The sequence below is a fragment of the Vibrio hepatarius genome, from assembly GCF_043642085.1.
Classification (GTDB): Bacteria; Pseudomonadota; Gammaproteobacteria; order Enterobacterales; family Vibrionaceae; genus Vibrio; species Vibrio hepatarius_C.
The window spans coordinates 357,123-372,213 of sequence record NZ_JBHZSA010000003.1 but is presented as its reverse complement, the minus strand read 5'-3'; the positions used below and the strand labels follow the sequence as shown (position 1 = coordinate 372,213).

Annotated in this window: 13 protein-coding genes; 9 read left to right on the top strand and 4 right to left on the bottom strand. The window is 45.0% G+C overall.

Annotated elements, in window-relative coordinates:
- The first annotated feature begins 129 nt into the window (after window positions 1–129).
- On the top strand, window positions 130–1,341 hold the full coding sequence (locus tag ACHUFZ_RS07815) for a glycerophosphodiester phosphodiesterase family protein (RefSeq protein WP_394126665.1): 1,212 nt from the start codon (window positions 130–132) through the stop codon (window positions 1,339–1,341).
- A gap of 67 nt (window positions 1,342–1,408) precedes the next feature.
- Here ACHUFZ_RS07815 and ACHUFZ_RS07810 read toward each other — a convergent pair whose 3' ends face one another.
- Complete coding sequence (locus ACHUFZ_RS07810; RefSeq protein WP_394126664.1) at window positions 1,409–2,524, bottom strand: M28 family metallopeptidase; 1,116 nt, start codon at window positions 2,522–2,524, stop codon at window positions 1,409–1,411.
- A 652-nt stretch (window positions 2,525–3,176) separates the two neighbouring features.
- Between ACHUFZ_RS07810 and phnD the strand changes: the two genes are divergently transcribed.
- The 4 genes from phnD (at window position 3,177) to phnE (ACHUFZ_RS07790) (ending at window position 6,700) form a co-directional block, all read left to right on the top strand.
- Window positions 3,177–4,217, top strand: coding sequence for a phosphate/phosphite/phosphonate ABC transporter substrate-binding protein (gene phnD, locus ACHUFZ_RS07805; RefSeq protein WP_394126663.1), 1,041 nt, complete (start codon window positions 3,177–3,179; stop codon window positions 4,215–4,217).
- A 103-nt stretch (window positions 4,218–4,320) separates the two neighbouring features.
- Window positions 4,321–5,106 (top strand): phosphonate ABC transporter ATP-binding protein, encoded by a 786-nt coding sequence (phnC, locus tag ACHUFZ_RS07800; RefSeq protein WP_394126662.1) that lies wholly within the window; start codon window positions 4,321–4,323, stop codon window positions 5,104–5,106.
- Window positions 5,094–5,897 (top strand): phosphonate ABC transporter, permease protein PhnE, encoded by an 804-nt coding sequence (phnE, locus tag ACHUFZ_RS07795; RefSeq protein ID WP_394126661.1) that lies wholly within the window; start codon window positions 5,094–5,096, stop codon window positions 5,895–5,897. The genes phnC and phnE (ACHUFZ_RS07795) overlap by 13 nt, the downstream gene beginning before the upstream one ends.
- A complete protein-coding gene (gene phnE, locus ACHUFZ_RS07790; protein ID WP_394126660.1) occupies window positions 5,897–6,700 on the top strand; it encodes a phosphonate ABC transporter, permease protein PhnE in 804 nt (267 codons plus the stop codon). Before phnE (ACHUFZ_RS07795) ends, phnE (ACHUFZ_RS07790) begins: the two co-directional genes overlap by 1 nt.
- A 101-nt stretch (window positions 6,701–6,801) precedes the next feature.
- Here phnE (ACHUFZ_RS07790) and ACHUFZ_RS07785 read toward each other — a convergent pair whose 3' ends face one another.
- Entirely contained in the window at window positions 6,802–6,975 is a 174-nt protein-coding gene (locus ACHUFZ_RS07785; RefSeq protein ID WP_394126659.1) for a hypothetical protein, read from the bottom strand.
- 108 nt (window positions 6,976–7,083) lie between these two features.
- Entirely contained in the window at window positions 7,084–7,869 is a 786-nt protein-coding gene (locus tag ACHUFZ_RS07780) for an HAD-IIB family hydrolase (protein ID WP_394126658.1), read from the bottom strand.
- Window positions 7,870–8,072: 203 nt separating this feature from the next.
- Here ACHUFZ_RS07780 and ACHUFZ_RS07775 point away from each other — a divergent pair, with 203 nt between their 5' ends.
- The 3 genes from ACHUFZ_RS07775 (at window position 8,073) to ACHUFZ_RS07765 (ending at window position 12,152) form a co-directional block, all read left to right on the top strand.
- Complete coding sequence (locus ACHUFZ_RS07775; protein ID WP_394126657.1) at window positions 8,073–9,002, top strand: helix-turn-helix domain-containing protein; 930 nt, start codon at window positions 8,073–8,075, stop codon at window positions 9,000–9,002.
- Window positions 9,003–9,137: 135 nt separating this feature from the next.
- Window positions 9,138–11,297 carry a TonB-dependent siderophore receptor gene (locus ACHUFZ_RS07770; protein ID WP_394126656.1) on the top strand — a complete coding sequence of 720 codons (2,160 nt, stop codon included), beginning with the start codon at window positions 9,138–9,140 and terminating at the stop codon, window positions 11,295–11,297.
- A gap of 138 nt (window positions 11,298–11,435) precedes the next feature.
- Window positions 11,436–12,152: a GntR family transcriptional regulator gene (locus ACHUFZ_RS07765; RefSeq protein ID WP_394126655.1), complete on the top strand. Its 717-nt coding sequence runs from the start codon at window positions 11,436–11,438 to the stop codon at window positions 12,150–12,152.
- Between the two features lie 36 nt (window positions 12,153–12,188).
- Here ACHUFZ_RS07765 and ACHUFZ_RS07760 read toward each other — a convergent pair whose 3' ends face one another.
- A complete protein-coding gene (locus ACHUFZ_RS07760) occupies window positions 12,189–13,388 on the bottom strand; it encodes an enolase C-terminal domain-like protein (RefSeq protein WP_394126654.1) in 1,200 nt (399 codons plus the stop codon).
- A gap of 285 nt (window positions 13,389–13,673) precedes the next feature.
- On the opposite strand from ACHUFZ_RS07760, the gene ACHUFZ_RS07755 reads away from it, so the two are divergent.
- Entirely contained in the window at window positions 13,674–15,080 is a 1,407-nt protein-coding gene (locus ACHUFZ_RS07755; RefSeq protein ID WP_394126918.1) for a PTS transporter subunit EIIC, read from the top strand.
- The last annotated feature ends 11 nt before the right edge of the window (window positions 15,081–15,091 follow it).

The following is a 15,091-nucleotide window of genomic DNA, read 5'->3' as shown; positions in this document are numbered from 1 at the left end:
CACGTTGCGTGCTATTTAGACAATAGGCTGAGTAAAAAGCTAGGGAATGTTTCGTCAAAGGCGAGCCATAACGCTAAGTCACTGAGCCTGTTAATAAACAAACTTATTTGCTGCAAGGAGAATCAACAGATGAAGCAAATCTTAACCAGTGGTATCGCACTTTTGTTAGGTGTTAGTTCTGTCGCTATGGCGAGCAATGAACCCGCTCAAGTCGGTCCTCGACCATTATATCTAGTTAGTGATATGGAAGAGGGACCACTGAAAACCAAATTGGAAAGCTGCGAGGCTGGCCCATTTTATCGTAGTGACTTTTCTATCGGCCACCGCGGCGCTGCAATGCAGTTTCCTGAGCATACTAAAGAGTCTTACCTCGCGGCGATTGCGATGGGTGCTGGCGTTCTAGAATGCGATGTGACGTTTACCAAAGATAAAGAATTGGTCTGTCGTCATTCACAAAGTGATTTGCATACCACGACCGACGTTTTAGCTCACCCTGAGCTAGCCAAGAAGTGTTCTGTACCGTTCAAGCCTGCTAACCCTGCAACAGGCGAAGATGCGCAAGTGGAATGCCGTACATCAGATTTCACGTTAGCGGAATTCAAAACCCTTAAAGGCAAAATGGATGGTGCGAATCCGAAAGCAACCACGATTGAAGAGTACATGAACGGCACACCGGGTTGGCGTACCGATCTTTACTCTCAAACGGGTACTTTGATGACTCATGCTGAAAGTGCAGCGCTTTTCAAAAAGCATGGCGTGAAGGTGACGCCAGAGCTGAAATCAGCGGCAGTCGAAATGCCATATAAAGGCTTTAGCCAGCAAGATTACGCTCAGAAATTGGTTGATGAGCTTAAAGCAGCAGGCTTCTCTGCGAAAGATGCTTACGTGCAGTCGTTTAATCTGGATGATGTGAAATACTGGATTAAGAATGAGCCAGAGTTTGGTAAGCAAGCTGTCTACTTAGATGACCGTGTTTACAACCTAGAAGGCTTTACTGCGACGTTGGAAAACATGAAGGAGCTTTCAAAAGAGGGCGTACAAATCATCGCACCACCGCTTTACGCACTGATTCAACTTGATGACAACAACGCGATTGTGCAGTCAGAGTACGCTAAGTTAGCCAAGCAAGCGGATCTCGATATTATCGCTTGGACACTAGAGCGCTCAGGTCCTTTAGCTCAAGGTGGCGGTTGGTACTACCAAACCGTGACAGAGCAGATCAATCAAGATGGTGACATGATGAAAGTGCTAGATGTACTGGCGAAAGATGTTGGCGTTCTTGGCGTGTTCAGTGATTGGCCATCAACGGTCACTTACTATGCGAACTGTATGGATATCTAATTCTATCGTCGCTAATAAAGAAGCCCGAGTTAACTCGGGCTTTTTTGTGTCGTAATAACGCTAGCGTCTAAGACTGCTTGAAGTACTTGTTGTTGGTTAAGTACTCCACAACCACTTCGACGTTGTTTTTGGTTTGTTTATTCACTCGTCCAGGGAAGGCTTGTTCTAGTTTATCGAGGCGGTCAAACTCAGTGTGCCAAATCTTACCCCACTTAGTTTCTGTTTTGCGGTCACAAGCGGTTTTGTTCTCAGCATTGTAGCAGTCCCACATCATTGGGTTCTCGGTCTGTGAGTAGCCGTCATAGCCTTCTTCGCCGTTGATATTAAAGTTGGTCGACTCGACATAGGCGATTGGAATACCTGCACAGGCAAACGGTGCATGATCAGACCAAGAGCCTGTTTCTCCTGCTGGGTAACCCGGGAAGCCAGGGTGGACGACATACTTTTGCTCTTCACCGATCCTATCAATTGAAGCGGCGAGCATGCCATCGCGAACCCACGTCTCGTTATTGTAGGTTTTATCGCTAAGACCAATCGCTTCACAGGTCTTTTGGTATTGCTTATAATCAGAGTGTGCCGCGTGAACATAAACAATATCGCCGCCGCCGACAGTGTCATAGTTAATCATGGCAATGACGTTGTCTAATTGGTCTTTCTTGAGCGCATCGGTGACGTAATGTTTAGAACCGTTAAGGCCATTTTCTTCTGCACCGACAAATAGAACTCTAACGGTATACGGGATCTCTTGCGCCGCATGAAGGGCTTCAGCGATGGCAGTTGCGGCCGCCAGTCCTGCGCCATTATCAGTCGCGCCTAATGAGCCGTGGTCGTCGCCCGTAGAGTCGTAGTGTGCGACGAGGACGATGGTGTCTGTTGAAAGTCCCGGCTTTTCAACAATGTAGTTGTTTGAGGTCTTCGTTTTACCGCCCTTCTCGTAGCTGAAAGGTTGAGTTATTACGTCGTAGCCTACTTGTGTCAGTTTGTTTTTGATCCATTCGCCAGCCTCAATTTCTTTAGCCGAGCTTGCTGGGCGAGCACCAATCCCATCACTGCCATCGGCAATTTGAGCGAGGTATTCGATCGCTTTATCACTGTAGTTGGTTGTAGTCGGAGCGTCGGTTGCAAAGCTGTATCCAGACACACTCAATGTGAAGAGTGCAGAGCATAAGAGGGTCTTCTTCATAATAGATCCTTAGACTATGAGGAGCAGTATCTGCCGCTTGTCGACAATATCCAATTGAACACATAGTTGCGGCTTGTCGGTTTGAGCTGCCTATTTTAGGGAGCAGGCAAAGGCTATCACGCTGCACGGCTTATTAGTGTGAAATGCTTCAAATTGAAACATTGATTTCAGAGTAGATTAAGGCCAAACGGTTGCATTTCTATTCCAAATAACCCCATGAAAGTAAAAGAATAATGGAGGTGATCCATTATTTATCTAAATGGAGTGGGTACATATTTATGCGCAGGCTACAACAGGTGATCGATTTATGTGAACAGAGCAGATAATCATATCGAATTATTCATTCACTCTATGATCTTGCTAACACACTGGCTCGGCATTTTTCGATGTGATTAGGTTTTATTCAGATAATATCTAGCCAGCTTGCTATCACACTCTTATTCACTAGCAGTAAGAGTAGATTCACCGAGTGAAATTTATGGGACACAAATGACCCAAATGCATTGTCTAGCGTTGGACACCAATGACCCAAAGTGTTTTTGGTTGTTTTGGGCTTTATTTAAGTCGCTGAAAAATAAGGGTTAAAATATTGGCACGCCACCTGCAATATGGAAAGAGAACATCAACAATAACGTGAATGTAAGGTTCTAATATGAAAAACAGTGTAAATGGATTGTTAATCGCTGGCTCTTTGCTGCTACCTTCTCTGGCGATGGCAAGTGAGTGTGCTACTCGTGGGGTTTTGGATGATAGATACTGTGATGAAAACCAAGACTTGGTGGCAGATGCGCCAAAGGATGCCAACCAGTGGATCGACCCAAGTACCTTGGTGTTTACGTATACGCCAGTAGAAGACCCAGCACTTTATAAAGATGCGTTTGCCGATTTCCAAGCGCACCTAAGCAAGGTCACGGGCAAAAAGGTTATCTACTACACTGTTCACTCAAACTCAGCGCAGGTTGAAGCAATGCGTTCAGGTCGTCTTCACGTTGCTGGTTTCTCGACAGGTCCAACAGGTTACGCAGTGAACCTAGCGGGTTATGTACCTATCGCAGTAAAAGGTGACGAATCAGGCTTTCAAGGCTACAACCTAGTGACCATCGTACGTAAAGACAGCGGCATTAATGAGATGGCGGATCTTAAAGGTAAGCGAGTTGCTCATACCTCAGCCTCTTCTAACTCAGGTAACCTAGCTCCACGTGCGCTATTCCCAGCTCAAGGTCTCGTGCCTGATCAAGATTACAAAGTGCTTTACTCTGGTAAGCATGACCAATCTATCCTAGGCGTATACAACGGCGACTACGATGCAGCGCCAGTTGCATCAGACGTGTATGACCGTATGGTTGCAGCGGGTCGTGTTGATGATTCTGAGCTGAAAATCATTTACCGCAGCCCTCGTTTCCCAACGTCTGCATTTGGTTACGCTTACAACCTAAAACCTGAACTGGCTGAGAAGATTAACGAAGCTTTCTTTAGCTACCGCTTTACTGAAGAAATGAGCGATGCCTTTAAAGGTGCTGATCGTTTCTCACCAATTACCTATCAAGAAGAGTGGGCGGTTATTCGTGATATCGCACACGCAACGGGTACGGCTTACACCAAAGCGGGCCTGAAGAAACTTGCTGAAAAGGATGCTGCGAAGCGCGCTAAGAAAAAAGCGGCAGAGCTAGCAAAGCAAGCGACCAACCAATAATTCTCCAATAAATAGCAACCAATAAGTACGGTGTCCTGTGTGTAGGGCTCAGGGCATCGTACACCCTAAACTTAGGCTCAAGATATTAAAAAGGAAGAGTAGTATGGCTGTAGCAAGCTGTGACAGAAATAAGTATGACGGAATAAAGATCAACAACCTTTTTCACGAATACGTGGCAGGTAAGCCAATCCTTAAAGGTATTGATATTGATATCGACCAACCGGGCATTATTGCCATCATTGGTCCATCGGGCACAGGTAAAAGTACTTTGCTTCGTTGTATCAATCGCCTCAATGACCCAACCAGTGGTGAGATCCTATTTGAAGGGGAAGACCTAACCAAACTGAACGGTCAGGCTTTACGTAAACAGCGTCGTCATATTGGTATGGTTTTCCAAGAGTACAACTTAGTTGAACGCCTAACCGTGATTGAAAATGTCTTAAGTGGCCGTTTGGGTTACATGTCTTCATGGAATGCTTGGCGTCGTAACTACTCAAAAGAAGACTTGCAGAAAGCGTTCGAACTTTTGGAGTTCGTAGGCTTGCAAGATTTTGCTAATCAGCGTGCCGACAGCCTTTCTGGTGGTCAACGTCAGCGTGTAGGTATTGCCCGCGCTGTTATGCAAGACCCATATATCTTATTGGCCGACGAACCGACCTCTTCACTTGACCCGAAAACCGCGGTTGAGATCATGGAGCTGATGGAAACTTTCGCCAAAGAAAAACAGATCCCTGTGTTGGTGAACATCCATGACGTGAACTTAGCTAAGCGTTTTGCTAACCGCATCATCGGTATGTGTAACGGCAAGGTTCACTATGACGGTGGTCCTGAAGGCATCAGTGAAGAAGATCTCAAGATCATTTACGGAGGTGAGTCATGGCTGGATTAAGCTCTTCATCTTCTGCGTCAATCAATGTCGAAAACCCATTTAAAGCATCATGGGCAAGCCGTTTAGGTGTCGCTGTTGTCGTGGCTTATTTTTTCTATAGCTTTTCGACTTTAGATCTAACACTAGATAGATTAATTATAGGTTTTGGTGAAAGCGAGCGCTTACTTTCTCGTATGTTTCCACCTGATTTTTCTCGCTCAAATCTGCTTCTAAGTGGCCTAGCGGAAAGCTTACAAATTGCGATTATCTCTAGCTTCTTTGGTATCGTGATTTCGCTCTTCTTAGGCCTATTGGCCGCGCGTAATATGATGCCATCAATTGTGTCGACGCCAGTGCGCGGCTTTATCGCATTATGTCGCTCATTCCACCCAGTCATCATCGCCATCTTGTTTGTAAAAGCAGTGGGCTTTGGCGCACTTGCGGGGATTCTGACGCTAATTTTTGCTTCTATCGGTTTTATCGCCAAACTGTTTGCGGAAGCGATTGAAGAGATCTCATTTAAACAAGTCGAAGCGATCAGATCGACGGGTGCGAGCTTTATCAGTGTGATTCTATTTGCAGTCATGCCGCAGGTATTTACGCGTTTCATTGGATTTTCTAGCTACCAGCTTGATTCAAACTTACGTAACTCGACCATGGTCGGCATCGTCGGGGCAGGTGGTTTAGGCGGGACTTTATTCTCGGCATTCCAACGTTTTGATTACGATTTTGTTGCGGCGATTCTGATTACGATTATCGCGCTGATTCTAGTGGGTGAGTTCTTGTCTAATGTAGTAAGGAGAATCTTCTAATGACGACAGCTTCTATTGATAGAGAATGGCAACGCTTTACCTTTAATGAGCGCATTGCAAGGTTCGCGGCTTACCTGTGTTTTGTTTCGGCCATTGTATGGTCTTGGCAGACAGTCGAGATTATTCCAGAGTTTCTCTATGACGCGCCAGCGCAGTTTGCGGATATGTTCGGCCGCATGGTGCCTCTCGATTATGGTTTCTATCCGACAACTATCCATGACGCGCTGATTGAAACCTTACATATTGCGACCTTAGGTACGTTATTTACTTTGATATTGGCGATTCCACTGGCACTACTGAATGCGCCAAATATTACACCAAGTAAGACGCTAAACTGGATTGCACAGTTCTTTTTGGTCTCATCGCGTTCAGTAAACTCATTGGTTTGGGCTTTGCTTTTCATTGCACTGTTTGGCCCCGGTGTGCTGGCTGGGATTATGGCGATAGCGATCCGTAGTGTCGGTTTTGTCGGTAAGTTATTGGCGGAGGCAATTGCTGAAGTCAATATGGGAACCATCGAGGCGCTAAAAGCGACAGGAGCCTCTTGGGCGAGTATCTTGATGAAAGGCTACTGGCCTCAAGTAATGCCAGCGTTTTATTCGATTGTGCTGTTTCGTTGGGACATTAACGTGCGTGAATCTGCCGTACTCGGCTTGGTTGGTGCAGGCGGTATTGGTGTGGTGCTTAATGATGCTCAAAACCTATTTGAGTGGCAGAAAGTATCTATGGTACTAGTGAGCATTTTCGCTGTGGTTGTATTGGCTGAAGCATTGGTCGTGCATGTACGTAAGAAGCTAATTTAAGCTTAAGCCGTTAACAGCAAAAACAAAAAGGCAGGGGGGACTCTGCCTTTTTCAATTAATCCATTATCAATCCCTTTCAGCTTGGTATCTTGTCAAAAAGGTTACTTACTTAAAGTGTCGACAAGATTTGGCTCATCATCAGGGTGGTGAGTTTGGTGTTCTTCCAACCAATGTGGGTTGTTATGTATCGCTTCTATTAGCTCTTGATCTAAGTGGGCGAAGTAAAGGTCTTCTTCAGCTTTGCCTCTTAGTCTGAGTTTTTCCGTAAAGTCCATGGTTTGCCTCCTTGGAATCACGACGCTCTAATTAAAGTATAGTGAGTCGTGACCCATCCAGAGGCGAAGCCCCACAATGATTGCTCAAAGTGAGAGGTTGGTAGGGTATTAATTTGCGTTTTTGAGTGCGAGCAACTGCTGGCTAAATTCGGCAAAGCCAAAGCCGCCTAGCTGACTCATGACAAGGCTCGGTTTATGGCTCAATTTGTGCCAATAGTGCTCGATGTTCTTAACGCCGACCGTCATCGGCAATGTCTCAAACATTTGCTGATCATTGAGTGAATCACCCACATAGCAGCACTTATCTAAAACATTTTGTTGGCTAAGCCCTTTGTTTTTCAGGTAAGCAAAGGCACTGTTGCGCTTAGAGTGTTCGCCATACCAGGCGTTGATGTGAATAGAGCTCGCTGTCGCATGGGCGCCTAGCTGATGGATTTGAGCGACAAGTTGTTCAATTAACGTGGGATCAAGTGGTTCGCGGTTTTGACCAATATCGATGGCGACTTCACATAAGCGGTACGCTTGATCGAGAGTTAAGTTTACATCCGAGTATTGGCTTAGCAGTTGTTCGATTTGGCTCTTGAGTTCTGCTTGTTGCGCGCGCATGGTTTCGAGCGGAACACTGCTTGTTAAGTTAATCCCACGTTCCCCCTTTTCTAAGGTAAACGCCCCGTTTTCTCCCAGTACTGCATCGACTGGCCAAAGTTGGGCGATATGATCACACCAACCTGCGCATGCGCCAGTTACAGCAACAATCTTGATGCCTTGTTGCTTAAGAGCACTGAGAGCAATCAGTGTTTCAGGGGGTAATTGACCTTGCCAAGTCAGCGTATCGTCGACATCCGTCAAGACCCACTCAATGTTTTTCCATTCCTTTGAAAGTACGTTTTCCATTTATTCGTATCATGTTTTTTGAGTGAATATTTGAGTGTACCTAAGCCATGATTAGATTTCAGTGAAGTGAGTAAAGTTAACGCTCTCTTAACGGTGGCATTTGTTTAGTTATTATTGCAAATAATTATCATTTTTATATGACCGTTGGTACAATATTTCTCTTAATAGTGTTAGAAATATCATTAATTTCATCGGGGGGTATTGTGGCAAAGGCATCTAATACAGCGAAGGCGGTAGTGACGTTTAATCGTATTAGTAAGGTTTTATCCTTTATTCACAGTCATCTGGATACGCCGCTTTCACTTGAAGATATCGCGCAGCAGAGCTGTTGGTCTCGCTGGCAATTACAACGCGTCTTTCAGGCAGAAACGGGATTGACGGTAGCCAACTATGTCCGCGAATTAAAACTTAGTGCTGCAGCCGAGTTACTATTGGATTCTGATCAGAGAGTGATCGATATTGCTATCGCGCTGGGCTTCAATTCTGAAATTGCTTTTAGCCGCGCGTTTAAGCAGTTCTTTGGCCACAGTCCAAGGACGTATCGCAACAATGCCCAGCGCGTAGGGCTGAAAAAGCCGATTGAAGTGTCTGAGGTTAGTATCAATGGTGCCAATGAGCTAGCGTTTGTTGAGGTCCGGATCGACACCAAAGAGGGCTTTATTCTTAAAGGAGTAAAAGGCGAGATTAAGGGCCTATTCTCTCTGTTTCCTGATTTTTCCTATGTGGTTCCAAAACTTTGGCAGCAGTTAGAGACGGTTGCTCATCCTTCCTCTGTGCCTCAAGGTCAGCTACTTGGGGTCGTTGATGTGACGAAATCGGCTTTCGATGGCAGCAACCTGTTCTATTGGGCTGGGCTTAAGTTGCACCAGAACACGCCAATGCCAGAATTACCGAGCGTGGTTTCTGACGAGTTAGAGATACTGAATGTTCCCCAGCAAACTTACGCTGCGGTAAAGCATAAAGGTCCGATAGAGACTTTGCCAAAAACCTTAGAGTGGTTCATTTTACATTGGTTACCGAATTCCGATTATCGCGGTATTGATGGTTATGAGCTGGAAGTTTACCCACAACACTATCAAGCGGATTCTCCAGATGCTGAGATGGAGTATTGGGTGCCGATCTCCAAGGTTTAAGCTGTTTGATAAATCCCCACCATTGCTACCTTCTCGTTAACTTGCACCAAATTGTTAACTTTAATTTCCGCCTGCCTATATTATGTAAATGATATTTATTCTCAATAAAGAAAAGCATTGGTATAGAAGAACAACATGGATAATACGATGACATTTAAGCGCTCAGCCGTAGCGCTTGCGTTGCTAGCGACATTTTCAGCTCCCATTTTAGCAGCCGATCAAAACGATACGGATACCACTCAACTTGAAACCATTACTGTGCTGGGTAAGGCGTATCGAAATACCGCAACCAAAACGGCATTGGAGCCAGAAGAAACGCCACAAGGCATTACCGTTCTTGATGATGAGTTGCTTGAACAGCGTGGCGTGAAATCAGTATCTCAAGCGCTTCGCTATGCGCCGGGTGTAGTCACTGAGCAAAAAGGTGCCTCAGTGACCATGTATGACAACTACTCGATTCGTGGCTTTGATAACAAGAACGTTAGTTACTACGATGGCTTGGCTCTTCAGTACTTAAACGGTTGGAACTTACAGCCACAAATCGATCCGATTGCGATTCAGCAGATTGAAGTGTTTAAAGGCCCGACATCGGTTCTTTATGGTGCAATGCCACCGGGTGGTATGGTCAATATCATCGCTAAGAGTCCACAGCTGCAAGACAGCACCTCTGTTGGTGTTGCTACTGGTTCCAGAAACTTGATGGAAGCGTCAATCGATACCACAGGGCAAATCGGCGATAGCAACTTGTCTTACCGTATTATTGCCCTTGCTCGTAAGCAAGATAGCCAGGTCGACTTTGCCGAAGAAGAGCGCTACGTATTTGCTCCATCACTAGATTGGCAAGTGACCGATCGTACGTTAATCAACTTTAACCTCTACTACCAAAATGATCCGTCGATGGGTATCAACTCATCCCTGCCTTCGATGGGCATGGTGACTGACAGCCCAGTTGGTTCGATTTCATCTTCTACGTCAGCAGGAGATAAGAACTGGAGTACATTCGAACGTGAAGTTCTGATGCTGGGCTACAAAATTAACCACGATTTTGAGAGTGGCTGGAGCTTCTTACAAAACGCTCGCTATACCGATGCGTCTTTGTATCAAGAAAACACCTATCACTACTGTGATGAAGCGAGCGGTTACTGTGATTTTAACGCTCAAACTGGCGAGTTGACTCGTAACATCTACAGCACCGATGAAAGCTCAACTGGCTTTGTGATTGATAACCAGTTGTCCAAACTGGTTGTTACTGGTGATGTTGAACATAACTTATTGTTTGGTTTTGATTACCAACAGTTAAGTGGTGATGCGAAATACACCACATTCGGCAGTATCGGTGGCTTTAACGTCTACAACCCGAACAACAACATGATTGATCGTAGCCAACTGACAGCAACCAGTGTCAGCAACGACAAAGTGGATGTCGAGCAGTTAGGTTTCTACTTCCAAGATCAGCTGCGTTATAACGCACTTGTGTTGATTGCTGGTGGCCGTTACGACCAGTACGAATCAACCAGTAATTACAACGGTTTCGAAACCAAAGCAGACCAAAGTGAATTCTCCTACCGTGTTGGCGCATTGTATGAGCTATCAAATGGCATCTCTCCGTTCATCAACTATGCGACCAGCTTTGAACCCGTTGCTGGTGTAAGCGCGTTTAACGAACCATTTGAAGCAGAAACAGGTAGCCAAATCGAAGGTGGTGTGAAGTACCAATCTGAAGATGGTGCAGTGGAATCGACCGTGTCTGTTTTCCACATCGTTAAGGAAAATGTGGTTATCACAGACCCATCATCTGCCGATTACCAAGGTCAGTTGCAAGTCGGTGAAGTGACGTCACAAGGTGCTGAGTTTGAAGCGCGTTGGTACCCAACAGATACTGTCGATGTGTTAGCTAGCTACACCTACTTAGATGTAGAGATTACCGAAGATGGTGAAAACGGCTTACAAGGTACAACGCCAATTTATGTACCAGAACACTCGGCGACACTTTGGGCTAACTACTACGTGAGCTCGGGCGCATTAGATGGTGCTCGCTTGGGTGGTGGTGCTCGTTATGTTGGTGAGATGCAGATGGACGCAAGCAATACCCAAGGTAAAGTTCCGTCATACACGGTTGTCGATCTTTCTCTTGGCTATGACCTAGGTTACGCGAGCGACTCTTTAAGCGGGGCTCAAGCGAATCTTATCATCAACAACCTATTTGATACTGATAACTACACTTGTTACGACAAGTACAATTGTTGGTACGGCGCAGAGCAGTCAATCGAACTCAACGTTAACTACGAGTTTTAACTCTTAACCACCTCAAATCAATGGGCAGCTCATCATGGGCTGCCCTATCTGATCCAAACCGCTATTTTAGGTTTGATTCATGGAGAAAGTGGCGCAGATACGTTAAATTATAATGAATCGCCAAACACTAAGCGTTCCATGAAAAAGTACCAAGAACTTGTTCAAGATATAATCAGTAAGATTTGCCAAAATATTATTGATGTTAAATTACCCTCAGAAAGAGAATTAGCTGAAAAGTACGATATTTCCCGCTTCTCGGTGAGAAAGGCAATGTCTAAACTCGAAGCAATTGGCATGGTTAAATCTAAAGCAGGCTCGGGATATTATGTAAATACGTCGAGTGTTGACTCGCCATTAATATATAACTCAGTAACTGAGAATAAATTTGGTGAGATTTCTTATAAGAAAATAAAACTTAATAAGCGATTACCTACCACACATGAAATACAAGTATTCTCGATTGAAGAAGATGAATATATTTGGAATGTGAAACGCTTAAGGTTAATTCAAGGTAAAGTTACCCAGATTGAAGAGGCGAGGCTACCGGTTAAATTATTTCCAGTAGTGAACGATACTATTATCGAGAGCTCTCTTCAGAAGCATGCACTTTCTTTAGGGTTGCAAATCGACAGCTATCTTACAACCTACCAAGCGATCAGCGTTTCAAAGGAAGACGCAGATTTATTGGGGTGTAAGCGTTCGAGTTCAGCCATGAACATCACCAACCGTGGCTTTCTCACCTCTGGTGAGGTGTTTGTCGTCAGTGACATTATTGATATCAACTACCAGTGTACCTACCACACCAAGTTTAATCCTGAGAATTTAAATTACCGAGATCAAAACGACCGCGATTAGCGGTCGTTTTTCTATTAAGAGGGAGTTGGCCTAACGTTATGGCGTATGAATAGTGCCATCAGGCAGTCGGCTCTGAGTCCACTCATGTGGGCGGTAAGTAACAGGGAAATCTTGTGCGGCCTCTTGGTTCATTTCAACCCCGATTCCCGGCAGTTCTGACGCGTACAAGTAACCATTGATAGGCTCGGCAGCATTAGGGAATACCGCTTGGGTATTAGCCTTATATTCAACGTGCTCTTGAATCGCGGCGTTATGCAGGTGCACATTTAAGTGAGTATTCACTGCTGCGCCAATCGGCGTCATATCTGGTGGGCAGTGCCATGCGATGCGAACCCCAAAGCTTTGGCATAGGTGACCCAGTTTCAATGCCGGAGTAATCCCACCAATCTGAGATACGTGGCATCGAATGAAGTCGATACGGCGATTAATGATCAGCTGTTTCCACTCTTCAGGGTTGTTAAATAGCTCACCTAACGCTAGCGACACACTGGTTTGACTGCGAAGATTATCCAGCCATTCGGTTTGGTTTGGCGGCAAAATATCTTCAATAAAATATGGCGTGTACTGTTCTACTCGTTTGGCAAATTGAATCGCTTGATTAGGGAACAGTCGTTCATGGACATCGTGAAGAATGTGGAATTGATTGCCATACTTTTCACGCAAACATTTGAACATCTCAACCGTGTTTTCCATATATTGGTCTTGGTCGTAGTAAGAGCCTTCGGTTGGGTTATTTGCCGTGTGGATATTCTCTGGTACACCACCATAAAAACCTAACTGACAGCGAATATGTCTGTAGCCCTGCGCTAGGTATTTTTCGACCTGCTCATACAGCCCTTCCATTGTATCGCTTGTTGCATGGGTATAAACCTGAATAGCATCACGAGCTTTACCACCAAATAATTGATGCAGCGGCATGTTGGCTAATTTCGCTTTAATATCCCACAGCGCCATATCAATACCTGAAATAGCATTATTGATCACCGGTCCATTACGCCAATAAGCGTTAACCATCATCATTTGCCATAGGTCTTCAATATTATTTGCGTCTTTGCCCATTAATAGCGGTTTGAGATATTCATCAACCATTGTTTTTACTGCCAATGGTCGCTGCTGGAAAGTTGCACAACCAAAACCTTTCATTCCTGACTCCGTTTCTACAATAACGGTGATCAGGTTATGTCGGTCAGGTTTGGTAATCACACACTCAATATTTGAAATGATATTTTTATTCACTTTAAAACTAGCTCGGTCAACAGGGTTTATTTTATATAAGCGTGAAAAAATGCAGATTTCAAGCGGTAAATTATACTGAAAATTAACTGGTTCGTTCCTGTTTCGAATTAGGAGAAAAAAACGAACCAGTTGCCAAAAAACGGCCAAAATTAATTTTTTAGCTGTTTTAATGTGAGTTTTATCACTGTTTTGTCGATTGGATAAAAACGCTCAATCGCTAAGATTACCGCAGTAAATGAGCAGACAAGCACATAGGAATGTATGATGCAATTGACAGAAACTAACATGGCTATCGGCGATAATGCGCCAGGGAAAGCAGACAGCTTTAGCATGAAATTACAAGAATTGGTCGCTGCCCTTGGTGGTAACGAAAACATCGCAAACATCACTCACTGTATGACTCGACTGCGTTTTAAATTGGTCGATGAGTCAAAAGCGAATAAAGAAAAACTCGAAGCCATTCAAGGCGTGAAAGGTGTGGTTCTCGCACAAGGTCAAACTCAGGTGATCATCGGCGTTGAAGTCGAGAAATGGTACCTAGCACTTTCAGGTGCAAGTGCAGCGCCAGAAGACGCAGAGATTGAACAAGATAAAGGTAAACTGTTCCAAAACGCAATGCGCATCGTCGCAGGCATCTTTGGTCCGGTAGTTCCTGCCATTGCTGGTGCAGGTATGTTGATGGGCCTATTATCAGGGCTTATTGCGACCAATGTGATTTCGGAATCTTCCGATACCGTCTTCTTCTACCGCTCTATCTCTGTGGCTGTGTTCTTCTTTTTGCCTATGCTGGTTTCGTTCTCAGCAGCCAAAGTGTTCAAAGTGAATGAGTACATTGCATTGGCGGTTGCTGCAGCAATGATGTCGCCAAAGTTAGTAGAAAAAGCCGCTTTATTGTCTGATGCAGGCAGCAAAGCCGAGCTTAACGTGTTTGGCGTGGTGCCGATTGAGCTAATGAACTACGGCGGTGCGATTGTGCCAGCGATCCTTGCGGTTTGGGTGCTATCTAAGATCACTCCAATGGTGGATAAGCTGGTTCCGAGTTCTGCCAAACCTGTATTTACGCCACTGTTAGCCTTTACCGTCACATCAACCGTTGTGCTTTCACTGGTTGCTCCTGCTGGCATGTGGGTGAGTAATGGTGCTGGGTGGGTGGTTAGCTCACTACTAGAAATCTCACCAACTTTGACTGGTTTTGTGTTTGGCTTAACTCGCCCAATTACGATTGTGTTTGGTATTCACCACAGCATGACGCCAATCAGCCTAAACAACTTTGCGCTATACGGAAAAGACCTGCTAATGCCAATTATGTGTCTAGGTAACCTAGCAATCGCCGGTGCGACGATGGCGATTTGGTACAAGCAACGTAACAGTGTGTCTAAAGAGCAGTCTTCGATGACAGTAGGTTCAGGTGTGACAGCGATTCTGGGTATTACTGAGCCTGCACTGTTCGGTACTCTGACTAAGTACACCAAAGCGCTGTTCATGGCGAGCTTGGCAACCGGTATTATGGGCGCTATCTCAGTGACTATCGATACGCATCTAACAAGTTACATCTTATCGTCAGTATTCAGTCTGCCTGCGTACTTAGCGAGCGGCACACAGAACTTTGTTCAAGCGGTAATGGGTGTGATTGGTGTGTTTACTCTGTCATTTATCCTGACCATGATGTTTGTTCGCTTAGACAACAAATAATCCTTCAATAA